Genomic DNA, 21,506 nt, shown 5'->3' on the forward strand with positions numbered 1-21,506 from the left:
TAGCGATCGCTATGAAAACTGCTCAGACCTCTACAGACCTTGTCCGCACTTACCTCCAAGAAATTGGTCGTGTACCCCTGTTGACCCACGAGCAAGAGATATTATACGGAAAACAAGTCCAGCGTTTAAATGCCTTAGAGCAAACCAAAGAGTCGCTGTTTGAACAATTGGGTTACGAACCAACGCTGTGTGAGTGGGCGAAAGCCTCGTCCCTATCGGAAGCCGAGTTACAATCGTGCATCAGGGCGGGTCAAACGGCTAAGCGCAAAATGGTGGAAGCCAATTTACGTCTGGTGGTTTCCGTCGCCAAGAAATATATCAAGCGTAATGTAGACTTGCTGGACTTAATTCAGGAAGGTACGATTGGGATGCAACGGGGCGTAGAAAAATTTGACCCGACCAAAGGGTATCGTTTCTCTACCTACGCCTACTGGTGGATTCGCCAAGCGATTACCCGTGCGATCGCGGAGAAAGGACGAACGATTCGCTTACCGATCCACATCACCGAAAAGCTGAACAAAATCAAAAAAGCCCAGCGCCAACTCTCCCAGACGCTAGGGCGTGCCGCCACCATATCGGAATTGGCGACAGAATTGGACCTAACACCAAAACAAGTGCGGGACTACTTGGAAAAAGCCCGTCAACCTCTGTCGTTAGATCTACGAGTCGGCGATAATCAAGATACGGAATTAGGAGAACTGCTCGAAGATAGCGGACCCTCGCCAGAAGATTTTGCTACCTATTCAGCTATGCAAGTCGATCTGGAGAAGTTAATGGCGGATTTAACCGAGCAGCAACGTGAAGTGCTAATGCTACGCTTTGGTCTAGTCGATGGTCAACCCATGACACTTGCCAAGATTGGCGATCAACTCAAAATCAGCCGGGAACGAGTCCGCCAAATTGAACGGGAAGCGCTGTCTAAGCTTCGCAAGCGCCAAGCCGATATGCGTGAATATATTGCGGTCAGTTAGTTTGTCTTATGTCATTGGTCATGTGAGACAACCTGATATTATGGGTTCGGTTCCACCTACGTGATTATCATTTATCCCTTGTTAAGTTAGATGGAAGATATAGAGCTATTGCTCGGAGGTAAACGGTGAACAATCAATCTGATCGCGTCCCAGAATTTTTTGAAGGCAATGGAGACAATAATCCTTTGTGGGAGTACGTACAATCGTTGAGTCCAGAAACCGTTTCCCATTTATCCAAACCCACCTCGGCTGATGTGTTTCAGGTCATGGAACGTAATGCGATAGGATTGTTGGGTAATATTCCTTCAGACCATTTTGATGTCACTATTAATACTAGCCGCGAGAATCTAGGACATTTGTTAGCCTCAGCAATGGTCAGTGGTTATTTCCTACGCAAAGCAGAACAACGCATGACATTTGAAAAATCGTTGCAAAAGACCGATGCCTCCGGCGCAGATGCTGGCTAGTGCAGCGCCCTTGGAAATACTTGAGCAGCTTCGTAGATACGATAAAGCTGGGGAAGCTGGGGAATATCTTAGCTGTTCAGTTATTTCTGCCTTCTTGCACTAGGGTAAGAAGGCAGAAGAACAGAAAGTCATCTACAGGAAATAGGATAATTGGGACGAAATCAAAAATCGGCAGACTCATTTGCTGGGCTGCCGATTTCATCTGTAGAAAACCAGCGACAAACTCTCTTAACCTGGTATGCCAACGCCTGTCGAGACTTGCCTTGGCGAGATAGCACCGATCCATATCCAATCTGGATTTCGGAAATTATGTTACAGCAAACCCAGGTGAAAACGGTTATCCCTTATTATCACCGTTGGTTGGCTGAATTTCCCACTATTGAAACGCTAGCGACAGCGGATTTACAGCAGGTGCTTCTGGTTTGGCAGGGATTAGGGTATTACAGTAGAGCCAGAAATCTCCACAAAGCCGCTCAACAAATAATCCAGGACTACGGGGGAATTTTTCCAGATCAACTGAGTGACGTTTTAGCATTACCCGGAATTGGTCGAACCACCGCTGGCGGAATTCTCAGCGCCGCTTTTAATCAACCTGTGCCAATTCTGGATGGGAATGTGAAGCGAATTCTGGCACGATTGGTGGCTTTACCTGTACCACCTGCTAAAGCGACGAAACAGCTTTGGCAACTTTCGGAAACATTGCTTGATCCCGAACATCCTGGCACGTTTAATCAGGCGTTAATGGATTTAGGGGCGACTATCTGTACTCCTAAAAACCCCGATTGTTTCCATTGTCCTTGGCAAAGTCACTGTCAGGCGTACAATCTAGGTATTGCATCTAAGTTACCCATGCGTGAAGCCTCTACCCCCTTACCTCACAAAATCATTGGTGTTGCCGTTATTTGGAACAATCAAGGACAAATTTTAATTGACCGCCGCCCTGCTCAGGGGTTACTGGGTGGATTATGGGAGTTTCCTGGCGGCAAAATTGAGCCAGATGAAACTGTGGCAGACTGTATTAAGCGGGAAATTCGGGAAGAATTGGGAATTGAGATCGAAGTAGGCGATCGCGTAATCACGGTTGATCATGCCTATAGCCATTTTCGCGTGACGTTGATTGTTCATCACTGTCGTCATCTCTCAGGTGTGCCTCAAGCCCTGGAATGTGATGAAATCCGTTGGGTAACTCTAGAGGAAATTGACCAGTTTCCGTTTCCCAAGGCGAATACTCAGATTATTGGGGCATTGCGTCAAGAGGCTGAGAGGATGTAGATGTAACTGCTTGAAACTGGGGACTATAGCGGTTCTCATTTGAGAGTACTACACCCTACACCCTACACCCTACACCCTACACCCCACACCCCACACCCCACACCCCACACCCTGTCTTTTTTGCACTAGGGGCATTTTCCTTCGCTTTATAAAGCTTGTATGAAGTAAGTCTATAGGCGTACTCCTTTAGGTGTATAATTTTTACTTATAGTTTTTGGATTGATAGTTTTGATCAAGTCGCTGGGATCAGGAGAATGTGTCAAATTAGATGTCCTCTCAGTAAGGAAGTAAGCGTTGAGATTCTGAACGAGATGAAGCTATGTAAAGAAGTCAGGCACAATTGAATCGGAAGCGCTCAACTGTAAACCCGGTCACCTGTGCTATCGCTTCGACTTTATCCATCACTGCTTATGCTCCCATCCCATTCATCTTCAAACATCTGATTTCCTTGTGTTTAAGATGTTTCCGCTCCCACTAAGTCGGATTCATTTCTGAGCAATATTTAGCTAATCAGAATCCACTTTTGTTTCCCGTTAAAATAAGTATTCGGACATCAATAAAGTGAAATGTATTAAGTTTTATAAAAAAACAAATCGGTGCGCTTTCAGTGATTAAGTATTTTTACAAAGATTAATAAAGTATAGTTAACTTTTATCCGAATCCTTAATAGCTATAGCTTATCCTACTCCACAAATTCCATGTCCTCTTCTTGCCTGCGTCGTTGAGCGCCGACATTAGGGGCATCTGAGTTTCCTCCAGCCAAGATTTAATATAATTTTTAATTATAAATCCAGAATATGAAGATTCAGTAAAGTTGGTCTTCAAGTCTAGAGAAATTCTAGTAATGCATGTTATTTATATGTGACAGGAGAATTTAATCGAGGTAAAGATTTGTATCTCCTAGAGAGAGTGTGAAGATTGTTTGCTCTCCATATTGCCACCGATAACTATAAATCATTTCTAACTATCGACCTAAACAAGGAGCAAGAAATGTTTTTGATTAACCAAAAACCTCTGACGAGAGTAAAAGAACGCTCGACTAAGAAAAGTCGCTTTCATAAAAGGGCTGTATCTGGAGCAAAAAAAAGCCCTCCTCAGATGAATGTCCTATTACTCGCCCCCCACCCATTTTACCAAAACCGGGGTACACCCATTGCCGTGAACTTGGTTTTAAGAGTGTTGTCTGAACGAGGAGATCAGGTTGACATAGTGACTTATCCAGAAGGACGTGATATTCAGTATCCCAACGTAACCATACACCGGACGCCACGGCTACCCTTTGTTCACAACATTAGACCGGGTTTCTCCTGGAAGAAATTAGTCTGTGATTTTTTCATGATTTTTAAAGTCATCGGTTTGATTTCCCGGAAGCGCTATGATTTGGTTCATGCCGGAGAGGAATCGGTCTTTATTGCCTTAATGCTGAATCTATTCTGCAAGCTTCCCTATGTATATGACATGGATTCTTCCCTAGCGCAGCAGCTTATCGAAAAGTATCCAAAGTTAACATTGCTCAATTCATTTTTGAATTTTTGTGAACGAGTAGCGGTGCAAAAGGCAGCGGTTGTTGTGGCGGTGTGTCAGGCATTAGCGACTGACATTAAAGCCTACAACCCCAAAAATGTGGTCGTTATTCCTGATATATCGTTGTTAAATTGAGATTTAGTCAAAAGGGTGGTGTATGCAAATGCAGAGTAACTTGAGAGTTGAACTAGGAATCAACCATGTACTGCTTATGTATGTGGGAAATCTGGAAACGTATCAGGGGGTAGATCTCCTCCTGGATAGCTTTGCCTTGACTTTAAAGAAAAATAAGTTAGCTGATTTAGTCATTATCGGTGGTGAGGCGTCTGACATTCAGAAGTATAAGCAGCAGGCTAAGCGTCTTGGCATTTTAGAAAAAGTCCATTTTTTGGGACCTAAACCCGTTGATGATCTAGGGTTATATCTAGCACAAGCTGATATTGTCGTCTCCCCTAGAGTCAAAGGGAAGAATACACCGATGAAACTCTATTCTTATCTACACAGCGGCAAAGCTTTACTGGCGACGGATTTGCCCACTCACACCCAGGTGCTGGATAGCCAAATTTCCCTACTGGCAGTACCCAATCCTCAAGCTTTTTCCCAGGGAATGCTGCGTCTGATTGAGGATCGTGATTTACGGCTCAAACTGGGTAGCAGCGGAAAACAATTTATCGAACAGAATCATACCTATCAAGTGTTTTGTCGAAAATTCAATCTTCTCTATGATTGGTTGTATGCAGGATTAGTGGAGGGTGCAACGGGAGCATTAAGCGTAGAAGCTTAGTTGATCAAAATCAGGGTGAGGAGCATTACATCATGAAGAGAAACCTGCTCAAGTTAACCAGAAACACATACGACTTACTGATCATTGGCGGTGGTATCTATGGTGCCTGCATCGCCTGGGAAGCCAGCTTACGGGGTTTATCCGTGGCGTTGGTTGAGAAAGGGGATTTTGCCTCAGCTACCTCTGCTAACAGCTTAAAGACGATTCATGGGGGATTGCGATATCTGCAAAATGCTGATTTTCGGCGTATGCGGGAATCGATTCGGGAACGCAGAACCTTATTACGGATTGCGCCTCACTTAATCCACCCACTCCCAGTTTTGATTCCCACCTATGGACATGGGATGAAGGGAAAAGAAGCCTTGAGTCTGGCACTGGCAGTGAATGATATGATTAGTTGCGATCGCAATCAACTCGATGATCCCCAAAAACATATTCCTAATGGTCGCGTCATTTCTGCTCAAGACTGTCAGCAGTTGCTTCCAGGTATTCCCGACGAAGGGTTAACTGGGGGCGCACTCTTCTATGATGCTCAAGTCTACAACTCAGAACGACTTCCCCTTTCATTTCTCCAGTCTGCCGCACAAGCGGGTGCAGATGTCGCCAACTATGTGGAAGGGGTTGGCTTTCTTAAAGAGGGTAATTGCGTCACGGGTATCAAAGCCAAAGACACCCTCACCGGGAATCACTTCGACATCCGCGCCAAAACCGTCATCAATACCAGTGGTCCCTGGATGAATCAAGTTCTGGGTTGGCTTCAGGGAGAGTCACCATCTGTTAATGTGCCTTTGGCTAAAGCGGTTAACCTCGTCACTTGTCCCCTATTCCAAACCTATGCCGTAGGAATTTCTAGCACTAATAACAATAGTGATCCTAATGCCATCCTGAATAAAGGGAGTCGCTTCCTATTTATTGCCCCTTGGCGAGGCAAATCAATCATCGGTACATCCTATACAATTTGGGATGAGAAACCTGATGATTTACAGGTTACTACAGCAGACATTCAAGACTTGCTGGATCAAATTAACCAGGCATACCCACCCGCCAATCTCACACCCGAAGATGTTGATTTTGTCCATGGGGGACTATTGCCCAGAACCGGAGTAGACTCCCACACGGGAGAACCCCTACTGGAAAAACAGTATCACATCCACAATCATGCCCGTGAAGGATTGCCGGGACTCCTATCAATTATTGGTGTGAAATATACCACCGCCAGAGATGTGGCGGAAAAGGCAGTAGACCAACTGTTTAAATCCTGGGGACAAAGACCACCAAAATCGGTTTCTGATATTACTCCCATTTACGGTGGAGAAATTGAACAGTTTGACACCTTTTTACAAACGGCGCTGACGAATTCCCCTAATGGATTAACTGAGGAAACCATGCGTCGTATGGTTTATAACTATGGGTCTGCCTATCCGGACATACTTAAGTCCCTAGAGGGCAATCTTTACCAAGAACAAGCGCCAGTGGATGAGTTAGCCATTCTCAAAGCCGAGGTGATTCATGCCGTTCGCGAAGAAATGGCGCAAACCCTAAGTGATGTGATATTTCGCCGCACAGAACTGGGTAGCGCTGGCATTCCCGAACCTCGCATTCTCAAGTATTGTGCCGAAACTATGGCAACAGAACTGGGCTGGAGTCTCACCCTAATTGAACAAGAAATACAAGCGGTGAAGGAGGTTAATCAGCATCGATTTCTAACCGTGGTATAAAATCGTTGATAATCAAAATTCATCTCCTGTTTGACCTATGCCATCTCCCCTTGCCCACGCTGTTTCCGGATATGTCTTTGCCAAGTTTTTACCCTTGACTCAACCCAGAACCTCTAGGCGCAGGCGATGGGAAATCCTGTGTTTGTATCCAGTTTTTGTCGCCACTGTTGCTGACCTAGATTTTATTCCTCAGATAATTACTGGAAAATCATTCCATCGCGGTTTAACCCACAGCCTAATTTTTACCCTTGGCTTTAGTCTGATTTTGGCGTTCATACTCCATAACCGATGGCAGTTCTCTTACAAGCAACTGGCTTGGATAACGTTTATTCTCTATGGTTCTCATCTGGTTTTGGATTTTTTTACTGAAGGCAGAGGGATTCCGTTGCTGTACCCGTTTACGGAAAACTTTTTTGTATCTTCAATTACTCTTTTTCCGGGAGTTCATCACTCTAGGGGGTTGTGGCACTACAGTCACCTAATCCCGATTAGTTTTGAATTGGTTTATTCAGTTTTGCTAGTCTGGGGAGTAAGATGGTGGCGATTAGTCAAAGCCAATCCGAGAAGAAATATCTAATTCAACTAAAAAAATGAAATATCCAGATAAATCTTCATTTATTGTATTGCTGCGACGCTTGGGTCAGCTATTACCAGGAAATTATCTGAAAACAACGGTTTACTTAAATTTAGTTTACAAACCTCGTAAGATATTGCGTCGTCTTCTGAATAGTTTTTATCGAATGGATGTAATTTACGAAGTTATTCAGGAGTTTGAAAATCAGTATAGGGGAAACTTTTCTATTCTTGAATTTGGCACAGCCGATGGTTATTCTTTTACGAAAATGCTGTATGCGACCAAGTATCTTGACATGGATAACCGAATCACCGTTCACACCTTTGATTCTTTTGAGGGAATGCCAGCTTCTGTTGATGCAAAAGACAAAGATGTCATTGCAGATGATGGATGGGTTGAGGGTCAATTTAAGGGAAGATATCAAGAGCTTGAAGACTACTGTCGGAGTCACTATAAGAATTACCAAATTCACAAAGGCTATTTTCAAGATACTATGACCGATAAAAATCTCAGTTTCCTGAAAAATAATTTACCTATTTTAGTTTGGATAGACTGTGATTACTATAGTTCAACTCGTACTGTTTTTGATAAATTGATTCCTTACTTGCCTAATGGTTGTGTGGTCTATTTCGATGACTACGATTTCAACTTCGGTTCGCGATTCACCGGAGAAGCCAGAATTGTCTATGAAATTAATCAAGGTGTGTTTGGTGAGGGAATAGAGTTGATTTTGGATCGAGAGCTATCATTAAATTCTAACCGTGTCTACCGTTTCATTCGCTTCGAGTCAGACCTCCATTTTGAGCGATTGTATAAACGGAATTTGGTGAGCCAATTGCGTCAACGAACCAATGATTCACCGATGCCATAAGGGTGGTTAACCAAGGAAACAGTGAAGTATTAGGAAATCAGTATGAAAAAGATATTAGAAAAAGAGTGGCCCCTGTTGCTATTTAATAAATCTGTACTGAAGCAGAGAAAATTCAAAGAAATTACTGCGTTGCTGGGAGAAAGTAATGATTTGCACTGTCTGGACATTGGTTCTGATAATGGTGTAATTAGTTATCTGCTGCGCCAACGGGGTGGCATCTGGAAAAGCGCTGACCTGGATGAACATACGGTTGATTCCATCCGGGGATTGGTGAAAGACAACGTATTTCAAATTAATGGTAGTCAAACCCCCTTTGCCGATAACGAATTTGACCGAGTGGCTATCATCGATTTTTTGGAACATATTCACACTGATGAAGAATTTGTTAAGGAATTATTCCGTATTATAAAACCTGGGGGAGAATTAATCATTAACGTGCCGCATATCAAAAACAGCCTGCTGCGAAAGTTTCGGCTGGCAATTGGGCAGACAGATGAAAAACATGGACATGTCAGACCTGGGTATACGGTGGATGACTTAGTATCCCTGTTGATGGGTCGGTTTAAAATCGTTAATCATAGAACGTATTCCAAGTTTTTCTCGGAAGCCGTTGATACTTTGATGACGTTGACACTTGATGTATTGAAGCGGGGAGGCGCAAAATCTCAGAAGGGTCGAATTGTCACAGGACAAGACATGAAACGATACCAAAAAATGTTCAGGATGTACTCCTTGGTTTATCCGGTTGTTTGGTTATTTTCTAAGCTAGATGCCTTATTATTAGGAGCAAGTGGTTATATGCTGATTGTCAAAGCCAGAATTGATAAGACCTAGGAAATAGTTGGCATAACGTTAGTTGTTCAGGGGCATGAAACAGTGGTTACGACAAATAATTTTCCCGAAACAGCAGATATCGAAACATCCTCGGATGATTATGCATCCCGCTTTGCCGGGGAAATTGGCGCTTGGTTACTCAAGGTTCAAGAAGAAGCAACGTTGCAGATGCTAGCAGCTTATCCCTATGCCAAGATTTTAGATGTTGGCGGTGGGCATGGTCAACTGACGGAGGCGCTGATTCAGAACGGTTATCAAGTTACGGTTTTGGGAAGTGCAGAGAGTTGTCAAGGGCGAATTCAACATTTTGTGGACGCTAATCGTTGTAACTTTAAGGTGGGTAATATTTTGGACTTACCCTATCCGGATAACACGTTTGATATTGTGATTAGCTATCGGCTACTCCCGCACGTCAGTCAATGGAAACCCTTTCTGGCTGAGTTAGTCCGGGTGGCGGATAAAGCTGTGATTGTAGACTATCCAACAGTAAGAAGTGTGAACGCGATCGCACCCTATTTATTTAAGCTGAAGAAAGGCTTAGAAGGCAATACACGACCCTTTACCTGTTTTCAGGAATCAGAACTGCTGGATTACTTTCGGTCTCTAGGAGTCACTCCTATTGACCGTTATCCGCAATTTTTCCTGCCTATGGTACTACATCGGATGTTAAAATCTCCTCGAGTTTCATCGGCGTTAGAAAAATTATCCAGAGGGTTAGGATTAACCTATTGGTTTGGCTCTCCGGTTATTTTGCAGCTTAATAAAAATGGAAATGGAAGACTTCCCTTACAAACTTCCCCCTGATAGCCGTGCTTTAGTCACGGGTGCTACTGGATTTACTGGTTCACTCCTAGTACGAAAATTATTAAAGCAAGGAGTCAAAGTTGTTGCCATTGCCCGCCATACCTCTAATCTCGATGCTTTTAACAATATGGAGATTGAATGGATTCGAGGAGATGTTTTTGATGAAAACCTAATTAACCAAGCCATAAAAGGAGTGAATTATATTTTCCATCTAGTCACTCCATTTCGCGAGGCAAAGTCTCCAAATATTGGTTACTACAATGTTCATGTTTTAAGTACCCAACTCCTGGCAAAGGCTGCCTTAAAACAACCTGATTTTCAACGATTCGTTCACATCTCAACTATTGGCGTTCATGGTCACATTAAGCAGCCGCCAGCCGATGAAAATGCCCCGATGCATCCGGGCGATGTTTATCAGGAGACCAAATTAGAGGCAGAAATCTGGCTAAAAAATTATGCCGCTCAGAAGGGATTATCTGTCACCATTGTTCGACCCGCAGGAATTTACGGTTTTGGCGAAAAAAGGCTGTTAAAAATTTTTAAATGGGTTTATCGCCAGTGGGTACCCGTTATTGGGGAGGGCAATAATTTGTTGCACTTTATCCATGTCGATGACTTAACCAACTTTTTGATTTTAGCTGCAACCCATCCCAAATCTGACGGAGAAGTTTTTATCTGCGGGAGTCCAGAAGCTATATCATTTAAGAAAATGGTCTCAATTATTAGTGACTATTACGGAAATTCAGTAAAATTCATCAAGTTTCCGGCTGCTCCTATGTTTGCCTTAGGTTATCTCTTTGAAGTGATTTGCCGTCCTTTGGGTATAGAACCCCCTATTTATAGGCGGCGATTAGCCTTTTATACCAAAGACCGCTCGTTTAATACCAGTAAAATGAACAACTTATTGGGGTTTGTACCAGCGCATTCGGATGAAGAAGGGCTAAAAGAACTAGCAAAATGGTATCTTGATCAAGGATGGATTAAATAGAGCAGTATTGTTACAGTTAAAAGACGTTATTTCCCAAAAAACACCATGTCATCTATTCGATTAATCATTGTCAAGTTTCTTCAAAAAACAAAACTGAATAAGTTAGCTCACAAAATTTATTACTCTTATTTTCACGGCTTTAATCCAGCAACTAAAGAAATTATATCGGCTCTGGAAATTGCGTTCCAAAAATCTAGTGAATTAGGCACTATAAACCAGGGAGATTATTACGAATTTGGCATATTTAAAGGCTATGCTTTTTGGTATGCTCAAAGAATTGCTAATCAGCATAATTCAAATAAAATGAATTTTTGGGGATTCGACTCTTTCCAGGGTTTACCACCAGTGAAAGAGAAAGACAAAACCCAGGAAGAAATATTTTATCAGGGTCAATATAGCTGCACAAAAGATAAAGTAATAGATAATTTGAAGAATCAGGGAGTTAATTGGAACAGAACTTTTCTAATTGAAGGTTATTTTGAAGATTCACTAAAAGAAGAACTTAAACAAAAGCACTCGATGAATAAGGTTGCAGTAGCCTTAATTGATTGTGACCTTTATTATTCAACTGTAGAAGTGCTTAGTTTTATCGAAAATCTAATCATGGACAAAACTATTCTTATTTTTGACGATTGGAATTGTTTTGATAAAGACAATGAAAGAGGTCAACGAAAAGCGTTTAGAGAATTTCTGGATAAAAACCACAATTTGTCAGCCGAAGAACTATTTTCCTATGGTTTATATGGTCAAGCCTTTATTTTATCAAGCTGACAATTTAATTATCTAAACAAAAGGAATCAGTATGGTAGCACCAAAAACAAGAAAGCTAGTCTCTAAAACCCCCTTAACTGAACAACTGAGTCAAACAGAATCTTCTGTATTAAAACGGTATCAGAATAAGGTTTTGGGAAATGATAAATTTTTCCCTTTATTAGAATATGAATTAATAACATTTTTGTTTGGTAATCTTTCCGGTGGTTTAGGGTATTTACTCCGCAAACGTTTTTATCCCCACCTTTTCCAGAGTGTGGGTAACGGGGTGATTTTAGGAAAAGGCATTATCTTGCGTCATCCTGGACAGATTAACCTCGGACATCGCGTGGCTATTGATGATTACGGACTCTTAGATGCTAGTGGTGCAGGAGAGGAAGGGGTTCACCTAGCAGATGATGTGATTGTCTCCCGAAATTGCGTCATACAGGGTAAAACGGGTCCAGTAATAATCGGTGCTAAAACCGATATTGGCTGTAACACGATTCTCGCCTCTACCACAGGAATTTCTATTGGTCGTTCTGTGTTAATTGCTGGTAACTGTTACATCGGTGGTGGACGCTATCTATCAGACCGTTGGGATATTCCGATGATGGAACAGGGACTATACTCAAAAGGACCCGTTGCGATCGCGGATGATGTCTGGTTAGGTGCTGGCGCTATTGTACTGGATGGCGTTTCTATTGGCAAAGGATGTATTGTTGGTGCAGGTGCTGTCGTGACTAAAGATCTTCCTGATTATGCGGTTGCGGTGGGAGTCCCTGCTCGAATCATAAGTAACCGCAAAGAAACCAAAGATAAGTAGGGTTCCTCTCGAGTAGTATTGATTCCAGCTTTTCGTCAATTTTAGGTTATTCAATTTATATACAATGTCCTTGTAAACTCTCTAAAAGGTCATCCAATGAATAACGATTCAAAATCAATCACTTCTTCAAAAAATTCTGAACGTCCTATTTTTATTTTTGGGTGTCCACGTTCTGGAACATCTTTACTGAGCCAAATTCTCAATAGTCATCCGAGAATTGCCATACCATACGAATCCCATATCTATAATACTTTTTTTGCTTGGTTAAAATACTACGGGGATCTAGAGGTTGCTAAGAACCGAGAACGTTTGGTGGATGACATATTTAGTACAGATGTCTTCAATGACTGGTTCCCTGCCCCTAACCGTAATCATACCTTAAACTATATCCACAGATATGATTTTCATGGGGTTTTTGAGGCTATAATGTCGGCATGGGCTAACGCTCAGGGAAAACAACGTTGGGGAGAAAAAACTCCTGCCCATCTTTTTTACTGGCGCGAAATACTTGATGGATTTCCTAATGTACAAATTATCCATATTGTTCGTGATGGACGTGATTGTGCATTGTCTTGGAAAAAATCGCGTATGGGACCTAAGCATATTTATCCTACAGCTCTAAAGTGGGTAAAACATTTGGAAACTATTGATGAGTTGAAAACCGTTTTAAAACCAGACTCCTTTTCTGAGATTAAATACGAAGAATTAGTATCGAATACAGAGTTTACTGTAAGAAAAATTTGTGACTTTTTAGAGGAAAAATATACCCCCAAAATGCTCAATTATTATAAAGACAAAGTTCCTTATAAAACTGATAAGCAAAATCTTCAAAATTTAGCTCGTCCTATTATTGCAAATAACGCCGAAAAATGGCGAACAAAAATAACAAACCGACAACTTCAAATTTTTGAAGCGATCGCAGGTTCTACATTACGCAAATATGGCTATGCTACAGAATTAGAATCTCCTACTATTTCAACCTTAGAACAATTTAAATATCAGTATATTGAGCATCCACCTTTGAAATTGTGGGCAATGCTAAAAAATACAAAAGGTCAAATTGATGGTTTAATACAATTGAAAATTTATCTAAAAATTAGATTTGGGCTATAAGCTTTGGAATACTAAACTTAGTTTTTCCTTCTATATAACCCTTTATTTATTAATCATTGTATAGGCAATGCTTAGGATAAATTTTGACCACCGCAATTTCGGTAAGCCTAAATTAGTAAAATTTCATCAATGTAAACCTATGTAATCGGTTTTAAGAAGCGATCGCGGCGCATCAGCACCACTATCGCGACAATACTGGGAACCATTAAGCCCAACCCAACAATTGGTGTCAATCCATACAGAATCAGAGATGGAATTGCCGTTATCAGCCAACTAATGACAGCAATAATGCCAAGGCATTTGCTGATATGCTGATACTCCATGCGGTTCATTAGGTATAGACCAATAAAACACAACATAAGTTCACTCAATAAAGTTGCTATGGCTGCACCAACACCTCCTAGATAAGGAATAAGAAGAAAATTGGAAATCACATTAGTCATTGTTGCTCCAAACATAAGAGTAGGCAGTTGCTTTTCTCGCCCGGTAGCTTGAAGTAACTTTTGCACTAAGGTGCCAAACATTTTGAAACTCAAGCTAGGTAGCAGGATAGCCAGAGGTTTGACAGCAGGAGCAAAGGCTTCGCCATAAATAATTTGTACTAACATAGTTTGGGTAAAACCTGCCACAACAATCACAGGCAAAGCTATCCCTAAAAGCAGGCGCGTACACTTATAAATCTGCTCTGGAAGTTTTTCAGGTTCGTTGGCATAATATCGAGCAAATCGAGTGAAGGCAACATAGAAAATAACTTGTGGCAACTCAGTAAAAATTTCCAGCATCCGGTACGCTGCACTGTAGAACCCCGCTTCCCCGGTAGGAGCTAATCCCTTGAGCATAACCACATCAATCTGATAGTAAAGAATCCACAGAACCCCAGACAGCGCAAATGGGTAAGCTGTCCGAACAGATTGCCAAAGTCCATTCAGGCTTAGAGGTAACCAGATCGAAGTTTTCCGACTCAGGTAAACCAGCAACCCCACAATATCCAGGAAACGGACAAGAACAAACGTTCCGACTACCCATACTAAATTTTTCGATAGAAACAGAACGACACATGAAAGCAGCACAGCGAAAAATCGCTCTATGGCTACGGAAACCGTTTCGCTTCTAAACCATCCCATTCCTTTAAGAACACCGCGTAGCGTCATTTTTACACTACGACAAAGTTCTGCAAAAATGACTAAGTAGCAGACAATTAAACCCTCACCTTGGTAACCTAATAAACGAGCGATGGGAAAGAGAAGGATAAGAACGAGCAGAAAGCTTAATCCCTCAACAATCAGAAACTGACCTGTCGATTTAGACCCTTCGACTGGGTTAGCTGCTACCTCGCGAGTCAGTAGTGCTGGAAATCCAAACTGGATGAGCAGGGAAAGGATAGCTCCCAACGCAACAGCAGCCGCGAAAATCTCATATCGCTCAGGCCCGAGGACGCGAGCGAGAATAATATAGAAGGCAAACGTCAGAGCGAGAGTTGCTTCTCCGATTAAAACGTAGAGATAGGACAGATCCAAACGACTAAGTAAATTTCTCACAGTCAGTTAAAGTGATTTAGATTACATCCCTGAACGTTCAGCAATACCTCTAGGAAAGCCCAGGATAGCTATTTCCAAACAGTAGGCTGCTGATTGTAAAATTTCATCCTTACCTGTGGTGTCGTGAAAATAACATCTAGAGAATGAAAGTATCTTTTTTACGTGGAAAAATTCTTTTCTCAGGATACGAGCAGTTCTTCCCTTTAAACAACCAAAGAACAAGAAGTAGTCGAGGTAATATGTTATCGTAAATAACGCCTGAACAGACTCCCACTTTCCTGTTTAACTGAGCAGTATTGCATCTAATCTTGTATCGAGGACGATTCATGGTCAATCGTTTAACCAGTCGCCCACTTCTTATTGCAGGTTTACTTGTCGTCTTCATTGCGCTTGCACCCATTGTCGTGCTGTTCACCCAACCACCCACTTATCTCTCCCCAGCGCAACTGCTGACTGATCCGTTTCTACAATTGCCCACTGACACCTCTGTGCGTGTAGTTTGGTTTACAGAATTTGCTGGAACCCGTCATAGTGTAGCTTATGGAAAAGGACTGAGGCGGGTTGCGATCGCGAATACCACCAAACTCACTCGTACCCGGGAAGACCAAAAGTCCCGTGTTGGAGAACAAACCGAAGATGCTCTAGTTTACCAAAAACCGACGCCAAGGGATATCTGGCGACATGAAGCCGAGGTAATGGGACTCACTCCGGGTGAACGAGTTCCCTATCAAGTAACCAGTGTGCGGAATGATGGACAAATTATCAAGAGTAACCCCTTTACCTTAGCCGCCGCACCTCCCCCTGATACCCCCCTGAAAATTCTGCTCACTTCAGATCATCAACTCATGCCCATGACAGCCGCTAATTTACAAAAGGTAGCAGAAACTGTGGGTAAAGTGGATGCCATTTTTCTGGCGGGAGACTTAGTAAATATTCCCGATCGCGCTTCAGAATGGTTTGATGATAATCGTGGCGGTGCTTTCTTTCCCGCGCTTCAGGGACAGGCTGACTATAAACTGGAAAAGAATAACATTACTAACCGCTACACCGGGGGTGAGTTAATTCAACATGCGCCCTTATTTCCCGCCACAGGAAATCACGAGGTTATGGGACGATTTTCTACAGATAGCGGATTAAATGACCAATTCAATGACCCAATTCCTCGCCAAGCTGCCACCGAATTTTATCAACAAACGTTCGCCCAGTCGAACTCGAATACCCCTCTCATTTTACTCAAAGATCATTCCTTTAATACCGACACCTACAACGAAATTTTTACGCTACCGGGAAACGAGAACTATTACGCCATAACCTTTGGTGATATTCGTCTAATTTCCCTGTATATTACCAATATTTGGAGAACTCCCAGCCTCAAACCGAATGCTAAAGGACGATATCGGGAACGAGAAGCGGATTTAAATGATCCCACGGCTTGGGGATATGGACAGCATATTTTTGAACCGATTAAACGGGGAAGTCCTCAGTATAACTGGCTCAAAGCAGAACTCAACAGTCCAGAGTTCCAACAAGCCAACTATAAAATCGTCATGTTTCACCATCCTCCCCACTCTTTAGGAGACAATATTGTCCCACCTTATACTGACCCCATACAAATTATAGAACGAGATAGAAATGGAACGATTACGGCGGTGCGTTATGACTATCCCCCCCAATCCGATTATATTCGGCGGGATGTGATCCCCTTACTCGAAACCGCAGACGTACAACTGGTTTTATATGGACATTCCCATCTATGGAATCGCTTTGTAAATCCTCAGGGAATCCATTTTCTGGAATCATCCAATGTGGGGAATACTTACGGGGCTTACCTGGGCGAAAAACAGCGTAAAGTGCCAGAGGGTAAAGACTACGCGGCTACAGGCGATCCCAATGGATTAGAACCGATTATGCCAACAATTGCACCCTTGCGGGGGGAGGATAACCAACCCTTACCGTATATTGCCAGTAACGATATCACCATATTTAGCATCTTAGACACCAGCACAGGAATCGTCAGAAGTTATCGTTTTGATACCAGGAAACCCGACTCAGACATAATCAAGTTTGATGAATTTCAAATCGCCCCGGTTCGTAGGGTGCGTTAGCGAAGCGTAACGCACCTTTACCCTGGGGTACAAGAAAATATAAAAAAGAAAATTCGTGAACAAGGCGTTAGACAACCTATGGCATTTACTGACTTCAAATCCCTGGCTCAAGTTCAACAAGAATACAATATCAAGTATTCAGAAGAAAGCTTTATTTCATATATTAACTTGAACCCTTCGGATAATTTTCGTAACGAATTTGAATTTAACCTAGAAAATATAGATGTTTTTATATCTGAAGCCTCTCGCTGTGAGAATGTTATTTATCCAATCTTAAGAGAAGTCTATAAAAGCTTTGTTGATAAATACACACTCTGGAGTCATAAGTCTATTACCTATGATCATAAACTCACAGGCACACCTGATTATTTAATATCAACAAAATCAGAACTCGGAAAAACCATACTGGGTTTACCGCTTGTCGTCGTTGTTGAAGCCAAACAGAATAACTTTATTGAAAGGTGGGGGCAATGCCTTGCGGAGTTAATTGCCGCACAGAAGATGAACCAGAATGAAACACAACCTGTCTATGGCATTGTTACCGATGGAGAATTATGGCAACTGGGGCGACTTGTGGGGGATGTTTTTACGAAAGAGAAAACCCGAATAGCTATTACAGATTTAGATAAGTTGTTTGGCGCGATCGCGTTTTTGCTAGCTGACTTTAAAAGGCTAGAGATTAGCTGATCAAAACTGTGATAGATTTTGCTGATCGTATTGATGACATGATGCAACAACCTCAGAAAAATGTTCTCTTGACCAATTGGTGATCGCATTGAATTAAATTCACAGGAATTCAGTTACCGTTGTGGTGGGCAAGAGCAACGAACAATAATATAAGGGTAGGTTGGTTTATAACTCTTGCCCACCCTACCTAAAATCTTTTGAAACCTGCGTAGGCAGGTTTTGTTTGTGTAGCTGCGGTTTCAACCGCCCCGTTGAGAATTGGACTTACACATTAAACCGAAATAGCATCACATCGCCTTCTTGCACCACATACTCTTTCCCTTCCGCCCGCACTAATCCTTTGTCCTTCGCCGCATTCATTGATCCAGACGTGACTAAATCATCATAACCAACCGTTTCCGCCCGAATAAACCCCCGCTCAAAATCAGTGTGAATCGTACCAGCCGCTTGGGGGGCTTTCATTCCGGCTGTAATCGTCCAAGCCCGGGTTTCTTTGGGTCCCGTGGTTAAAAAGGTGCGTAATCCTAACAACTCATAAGTAGCCCGAATTAAGGATTTTAATCCCCCTTCTTCCACACCTAACGACTCCAAAAAATCGCCCCGTTCCTCTTCGGGTAACTCAATTAATTCTGACTCAACTTGGGCTGAAACCACCACAACTTCTGCCGCTTCAGAGGTTGCCACTTGGCGCACTTGTTCCACCCATTCATTCCCAGAGGCTAAATCATCTTCTGACACATTCGCCGCATAAATAATCGGTTTTGCACTCAATAATCCTAACGGCTTCACCGCCTCGGCTTCGTCTTCGGTTAAACTAATATTTCGCGCCGATTTACCTTCATTCAATCCCGCACTCAACTTTTCCAAGGCTTCCAGTTCCAACTGCGCCTCTTTACTCGTCCGCGCCTGCTTGCGAGTGCGTTCCATGCGGCGTTCTACTTGGGCTAAATCCGCTAACGCAAGTTCCAGATTAATTACGTCAATGTCACGTACTGGATCAACGGAACCGGAAACATGGATAATATTCTCATCATCAAAACAGCGCACCACATGGACAATGGCATCCACTTCCCGGATATTGGCTAAAAACTGGTTCCCGAGTCCCTCGCCTTTACTCGCCCCCTTCACCAATCCGGCAATATCGACAAACTCAACCCGAGTTGGCACAATTTGCTCAGAGGTGGAAATCTTCGCCAGCACAGACAACCGTTCATCGGGTACAGCGACAACCCCAACATTCGGCTCAATCGTGCAGAAGGGAAAATTCGCCGCATCTGCTTTAGCATTGGCGACGAGGGCGTTAAATAAGGTTGATTTGCCTACGTTGGGCAATCCCACAATTCCGGCTCTTAGCATGTCAGCGCAATATGGAAACGATTTAAGGAGTTCTAAACGTGGTTAAAATTATCGGTCGTAAACCCTTGGGTACTCAACCAGTCTATGACATTGGCGTCCAGCGCGACCATAATTTTCTGCTCTTCAATGGCTCAGTGGCGTCCAATTGCTTTAACAAGTCCCACTCCACGGCGTATGCCTATGTTACCTATCAGACAGCGTTTCTGAAAGCCAATTATCCGGTGGAGTACATGACAGCGCTGCTGACAGCCAGTAGTGGGAATCAGGATAAGGTGCAGAAGTACATCGCCACCTGTACCACCATGGGCATCGATGTCTTGCAGCCGGATATTAACCGATCGCATGTCGATTTTACCCCAGTCTCTGGCAAAATCTTATTCGGATTCTCGGCAATCCGGAATTTGGGCGAGGGGGCGATTGATAATATCCTTCAGAAACGGGATAAGGACGGGGATTTTCAGTCATTAGCCGATTTTTGCGATCGCGTGGAGTTGCGGGTGGTGAATCGTCGCGCCTTGGAATCCCTGATTTACTCCGGGGCGTTTGATCGCCTAGAACATAATCGCAAACAACTGATTCACGATTTAGAGGTGCTGATTAGTTGGGCGCAAGATCGGGCTAAGGATCGAGAGAGTGGTCAAATCAATATCTTTGATATGTTAGGAAACACGGATAATAACGATAGTGATGGGAATGAGGCATGGAAAGCTGCTCCGAAAACCCCGCAGGTTGAGGATTTCTCGGCTCAAGAAAAGCTACAGCAAGAAAAAGAATTACTCGGCTTCTACGTCTCGGATCACCCCCTAAAATCCGTGCGTCCAGTCGCCAATCAGGTGCTGACTCCGATTAACCTCAACGAATTAGGCGATCAAAATAAACGCACCATCCTGAGTGCCATTGTCATGCTGACGGAGGTCAAATTTCACAATACCAAAACAAGTGGCGATCGCATGGCATTTGTGCAAATGGAAGATCTCACCGGTCAAGCCGATGGCGTTATTTTTCCGAAAACGTTTGAGCGGATTAGTTCCTTAATTGAAAAAGATGCCCGTCTAATTGTTTGGGGTAAGGCAGATGAACGAGATGAGAAAATCCAGATGATCATCGAAGATGTCGAACCCATTGAAACGGCACAAATGATTATCGTGGAACTAACCCCCCAGCGCGTGGACACAGCCACCCTGAAACGTCTCCAATCGATTTTGCAAGAACAATCTGGGGAGAGGAAACCGCAAAAAGTGCCAGTTATCGCTAGGGTTGGGGCGTTAAATCAGAGTCAATTTGTGCGCTTTGATCCTAAATACTGGGTACAAGATTATGAAGGTATGGTTGACAGGCTGAAGTCGGCGGGATTTCAAGCTCGCACCAAGGCGTTGGCGGACAATCATTAGGGAATGCGATCGCCTCCAAGTCAAGATAATAGGTCAAGATAATCTGTAGGGGCGGGTTTAGGAACTAACCTATCGACACATAACCGATAACAGTTCAAAACCCGCCCTTTCCTAGTGCATCCTGGCAGAAATAACTGAACAGCTAACATCTCCCCCAGCTCCCTCTGCTCCCTCTGCTCCCCCTGCTCCCTCTGCTCCCTCTGCTCCCTCTGCTCCCTCTGCTCCCTCTGCTCCCCCTGCTCCCTCTGCTCCCTCTGCTCCCTCTGCTCCCTCTGCTCCCCCTGCTCCCTCTGCTCCCTCTGCTCCCTCTGCTCCCCCTGCTTCATCGTAATCTACAAAGCTGCTCAAGTATTTCCGCAGCGCTACACTAGGGCATCGGTCAAGAAGAAATTGCTAGATTTACAATCTTTTTACAACCGAAAGAGCCGTCTTTGCCATTCCTTCATAGTTTTTCACTTAGGATGATCGACAGATAGCAAATGATTAAGTGGGACAAGCATCATGCCCGAATATCAATGGAAGCTGACGATCGTCGAACGCAACCTATTATATTCCAACTGGATCACTTTGATGCCAGAGGCACAAGAGCGAATGTTAGAGGAAGCTGAAGAATTGCTCAGGGACTTACCGCTATTAGATAAACAACGATTACTGACATTTTTGGCAAGCCTTAAAGGTACCGAAAAACATTTGCATTATAAAATTCAGCAAATTGTTAGCCATCATATTCAAAAAAATGCACACAATATTATCGGGAGAACATTGCTCTCTAGTAATGCCATATAACCGATAGAATTGGATTGACATCCGCCAAAAACCCTGTAGAGACGCGCCATGGCGCGTCTCTACTGTCCCAGTTAGCGGTCGAGACTTTTTCGGCATACAGACCTACACTTAGATGTAAGGAAAGTTTCCTAACCGTCAGTAGTCGCA

21 protein-coding genes are annotated in these 21,506 nt (G+C 43.1%); 18 read left to right on the plus strand and 3 right to left on the minus strand.

Features of this window, described 5'->3' with window-relative positions; translation table 11 throughout:
- The first annotated feature begins 11 nt into the window (after positions 1-11).
- The 14 genes from RIG66_RS02790 to RIG66_RS02855 all read left to right on the plus strand — a co-directional run bounded on the left by RIG66_RS02790 (position 12) and on the right by RIG66_RS02855 (position 13,496).
- The gene (locus tag RIG66_RS02790) at positions 12-971 is read left to right on the plus strand and encodes an RNA polymerase sigma factor, RpoD/SigA family (RefSeq protein WP_446374981.1); all 960 of its coding nucleotides are present in this window, start codon (positions 12-14) and stop codon (positions 969-971) included.
- Between the two features lie 125 nt (positions 972-1,096).
- Positions 1,097-1,438 carry a DUF760 domain-containing protein gene (locus RIG66_RS02795; RefSeq protein WP_446374983.1) on the plus strand — a complete coding sequence of 114 codons (342 nt, stop codon included), beginning with the start codon at positions 1,097-1,099 and terminating at the stop codon, positions 1,436-1,438.
- Positions 1,439-1,588: 150 nt separating this feature from the next.
- Positions 1,589-2,710 carry an A/G-specific adenine glycosylase gene (mutY, locus tag RIG66_RS02800; RefSeq protein ID WP_446374985.1) on the plus strand — a complete coding sequence of 374 codons (1,122 nt, stop codon included), beginning with the start codon at positions 1,589-1,591 and terminating at the stop codon, positions 2,708-2,710.
- Positions 2,711-3,700: 990 nt separating this feature from the next.
- Positions 3,701-4,369, plus strand: a complete 669-nt coding sequence (locus RIG66_RS02805; protein WP_446374987.1) for a glycosyltransferase family 4 protein — start codon at positions 3,701-3,703, stop codon at positions 4,367-4,369.
- Positions 4,370-4,397: 28 nt separating this feature from the next.
- Positions 4,398-5,018 (plus strand): glycosyltransferase family 4 protein, encoded by a 621-nt coding sequence (locus RIG66_RS02810; protein WP_446374989.1) that lies wholly within the window; start codon positions 4,398-4,400, stop codon positions 5,016-5,018.
- A 32-nt stretch (positions 5,019-5,050) separates the two neighbouring features.
- Positions 5,051-6,736: an FAD-dependent oxidoreductase gene (locus RIG66_RS02815; RefSeq protein ID WP_446374991.1), complete on the plus strand. Its 1,686-nt coding sequence runs from the start codon at positions 5,051-5,053 to the stop codon at positions 6,734-6,736.
- A gap of 37 nt (positions 6,737-6,773) precedes the next feature.
- Positions 6,774-7,313 (plus strand): metal-dependent hydrolase, encoded by a 540-nt coding sequence (locus tag RIG66_RS02820; RefSeq protein ID WP_446374993.1) that lies wholly within the window; start codon positions 6,774-6,776, stop codon positions 7,311-7,313.
- Between the two features lie 13 nt (positions 7,314-7,326).
- A complete protein-coding gene (locus RIG66_RS02825; RefSeq protein WP_446374995.1) occupies positions 7,327-8,181 on the plus strand; it encodes a class I SAM-dependent methyltransferase in 855 nt (284 codons plus the stop codon).
- Positions 8,182-8,223: 42 nt separating this feature from the next.
- A complete protein-coding gene (locus tag RIG66_RS02830) occupies positions 8,224-9,015 on the plus strand; it encodes a methyltransferase domain-containing protein (RefSeq protein WP_446374997.1) in 792 nt (263 codons plus the stop codon).
- A gap of 42 nt (positions 9,016-9,057) precedes the next feature.
- A complete protein-coding gene (locus RIG66_RS02835) occupies positions 9,058-9,819 on the plus strand; it encodes a class I SAM-dependent methyltransferase (protein ID WP_446374999.1) in 762 nt (253 codons plus the stop codon).
- Positions 9,782-10,807, plus strand: a complete 1,026-nt coding sequence (locus RIG66_RS02840; protein WP_446375001.1) for an NAD-dependent epimerase/dehydratase family protein — start codon at positions 9,782-9,784, stop codon at positions 10,805-10,807. Before RIG66_RS02835 ends, RIG66_RS02840 begins: the two co-directional genes overlap by 38 nt.
- Before the next feature lie 45 nt (positions 10,808-10,852).
- Positions 10,853-11,578 (plus strand): TylF/MycF/NovP-related O-methyltransferase, encoded by a 726-nt coding sequence (locus RIG66_RS02845; protein WP_446375003.1) that lies wholly within the window; start codon positions 10,853-10,855, stop codon positions 11,576-11,578.
- 31 nt (positions 11,579-11,609) lie between these two features.
- Positions 11,610-12,383 (plus strand): acyltransferase, encoded by a 774-nt coding sequence (locus tag RIG66_RS02850; RefSeq protein WP_446375005.1) that lies wholly within the window; start codon positions 11,610-11,612, stop codon positions 12,381-12,383.
- Between the two features lie 96 nt (positions 12,384-12,479).
- Positions 12,480-13,496 (plus strand): sulfotransferase family protein, encoded by a 1,017-nt coding sequence (locus tag RIG66_RS02855; RefSeq protein ID WP_446375007.1) that lies wholly within the window; start codon positions 12,480-12,482, stop codon positions 13,494-13,496.
- A 137-nt stretch (positions 13,497-13,633) separates the two neighbouring features.
- Here RIG66_RS02855 and RIG66_RS02860 read toward each other — a convergent pair whose 3' ends face one another.
- The gene (locus RIG66_RS02860) at positions 13,634-15,034 is read right to left on the minus strand and encodes a flippase (RefSeq protein WP_446375009.1); all 1,401 of its coding nucleotides are present in this window, start codon (positions 15,032-15,034) and stop codon (positions 13,634-13,636) included.
- Positions 15,035-15,360: 326 nt separating this feature from the next.
- Here RIG66_RS02860 and RIG66_RS02865 point away from each other — a divergent pair, with 326 nt between their 5' ends.
- Both RIG66_RS02865 and RIG66_RS02870 read left to right on the plus strand, forming a co-directional pair.
- Positions 15,361-17,139, plus strand: a complete 1,779-nt coding sequence (locus RIG66_RS02865; protein ID WP_446375011.1) for a metallophosphoesterase family protein — start codon at positions 15,361-15,363, stop codon at positions 17,137-17,139.
- Positions 17,140-17,217: 78 nt separating this feature from the next.
- Complete coding sequence (locus RIG66_RS02870) at positions 17,218-17,826, plus strand: hypothetical protein (protein WP_446375013.1); 609 nt, start codon at positions 17,218-17,220, stop codon at positions 17,824-17,826.
- Between the two features lie 264 nt (positions 17,827-18,090).
- On the opposite strand, the gene ychF is transcribed toward RIG66_RS02870, so the two are convergent.
- A complete protein-coding gene (gene ychF / locus RIG66_RS02875; protein WP_446375015.1) occupies positions 18,091-19,182 on the minus strand; it encodes a redox-regulated ATPase YchF in 1,092 nt (363 codons plus the stop codon).
- Between the two features lie 38 nt (positions 19,183-19,220).
- Between ychF and RIG66_RS02880 the strand changes: the two genes are divergently transcribed.
- Positions 19,221-20,573: a helix-hairpin-helix domain-containing protein gene (locus tag RIG66_RS02880; RefSeq protein WP_446375017.1), complete on the plus strand. Its 1,353-nt coding sequence runs from the start codon at positions 19,221-19,223 to the stop codon at positions 20,571-20,573.
- Positions 20,574-20,684: 111 nt separating this feature from the next.
- On the opposite strand, the gene RIG66_RS02885 is transcribed toward RIG66_RS02880, so the two are convergent.
- Entirely contained in the window at positions 20,685-20,921 is a 237-nt protein-coding gene (locus RIG66_RS02885; RefSeq protein WP_446375019.1) for a hypothetical protein, read from the minus strand.
- Positions 20,922-21,074: 153 nt separating this feature from the next.
- Here RIG66_RS02885 and RIG66_RS02890 point away from each other — a divergent pair, with 153 nt between their 5' ends.
- Positions 21,075-21,359, plus strand: a complete 285-nt coding sequence (locus RIG66_RS02890) for a hypothetical protein (RefSeq protein ID WP_446375021.1) — start codon at positions 21,075-21,077, stop codon at positions 21,357-21,359.
- The last annotated feature ends 147 nt before the right edge of the window (positions 21,360-21,506 follow it).

The organism is Coleofasciculus sp. E2-BRE-01, from assembly GCF_040221695.1.
Taxonomy (GTDB): Bacteria; Cyanobacteriota; Cyanobacteriia; order Cyanobacteriales; family Coleofasciculaceae; genus Coleofasciculus.

Excerpts from the sequence above, each read along its gene's own strand:
- RIG66_RS02790 (WP_446374981.1), top strand. The coding sequence starts at position 12 with ATGAAAACTGCTCAGACCTCTACAGACCTTGTCCGCACTTACCTCCAA.
- RIG66_RS02825 (WP_446374995.1), top strand. The coding sequence starts at position 7,327 with ATGAAATATCCAGATAAATCTTCATTTATTGTATTGCTGCGACGCTTG.
- RIG66_RS02810 (WP_446374989.1), top strand. The coding sequence starts at position 4,398 with ATGCAGAGTAACTTGAGAGTTGAACTAGGAATCAACCATGTACTGCTT.
- RIG66_RS02830 (WP_446374997.1), top strand. The coding sequence starts at position 8,224 with ATGAAAAAGATATTAGAAAAAGAGTGGCCCCTGTTGCTATTTAATAAA.
- RIG66_RS02845 (WP_446375003.1), top strand. The coding sequence starts at position 10,853 with ATGTCATCTATTCGATTAATCATTGTCAAGTTTCTTCAAAAAACAAAA.
- RIG66_RS02805 (WP_446374987.1), top strand. The coding sequence starts at position 3,701 with ATGTTTTTGATTAACCAAAAACCTCTGACGAGAGTAAAAGAACGCTCG.
- ychF (WP_446375015.1), bottom strand. The coding sequence starts at position 19,182 with ATGCTAAGAGCCGGAATTGTGGGATTGCCCAACGTAGGCAAATCAACC.
- RIG66_RS02865 (WP_446375011.1), top strand. The coding sequence starts at position 15,361 with ATGGTCAATCGTTTAACCAGTCGCCCACTTCTTATTGCAGGTTTACTT.
- RIG66_RS02840 (WP_446375001.1), top strand. The coding sequence starts at position 9,782 with ATGGAAATGGAAGACTTCCCTTACAAACTTCCCCCTGATAGCCGTGCT.
- RIG66_RS02815 (WP_446374991.1), top strand. The coding sequence starts at position 5,051 with ATGAAGAGAAACCTGCTCAAGTTAACCAGAAACACATACGACTTACTG.
- RIG66_RS02855 (WP_446375007.1), top strand. The coding sequence starts at position 12,480 with ATGAATAACGATTCAAAATCAATCACTTCTTCAAAAAATTCTGAACGT.
- RIG66_RS02850 (WP_446375005.1), top strand. The coding sequence starts at position 11,610 with ATGGTAGCACCAAAAACAAGAAAGCTAGTCTCTAAAACCCCCTTAACT.
- RIG66_RS02820 (WP_446374993.1), top strand. The coding sequence starts at position 6,774 with ATGCCATCTCCCCTTGCCCACGCTGTTTCCGGATATGTCTTTGCCAAG.
- RIG66_RS02870 (WP_446375013.1), top strand. The coding sequence starts at position 17,218 with ATGGCATTTACTGACTTCAAATCCCTGGCTCAAGTTCAACAAGAATAC.
- RIG66_RS02890 (WP_446375021.1), top strand. The coding sequence starts at position 21,075 with ATGCCCGAATATCAATGGAAGCTGACGATCGTCGAACGCAACCTATTA.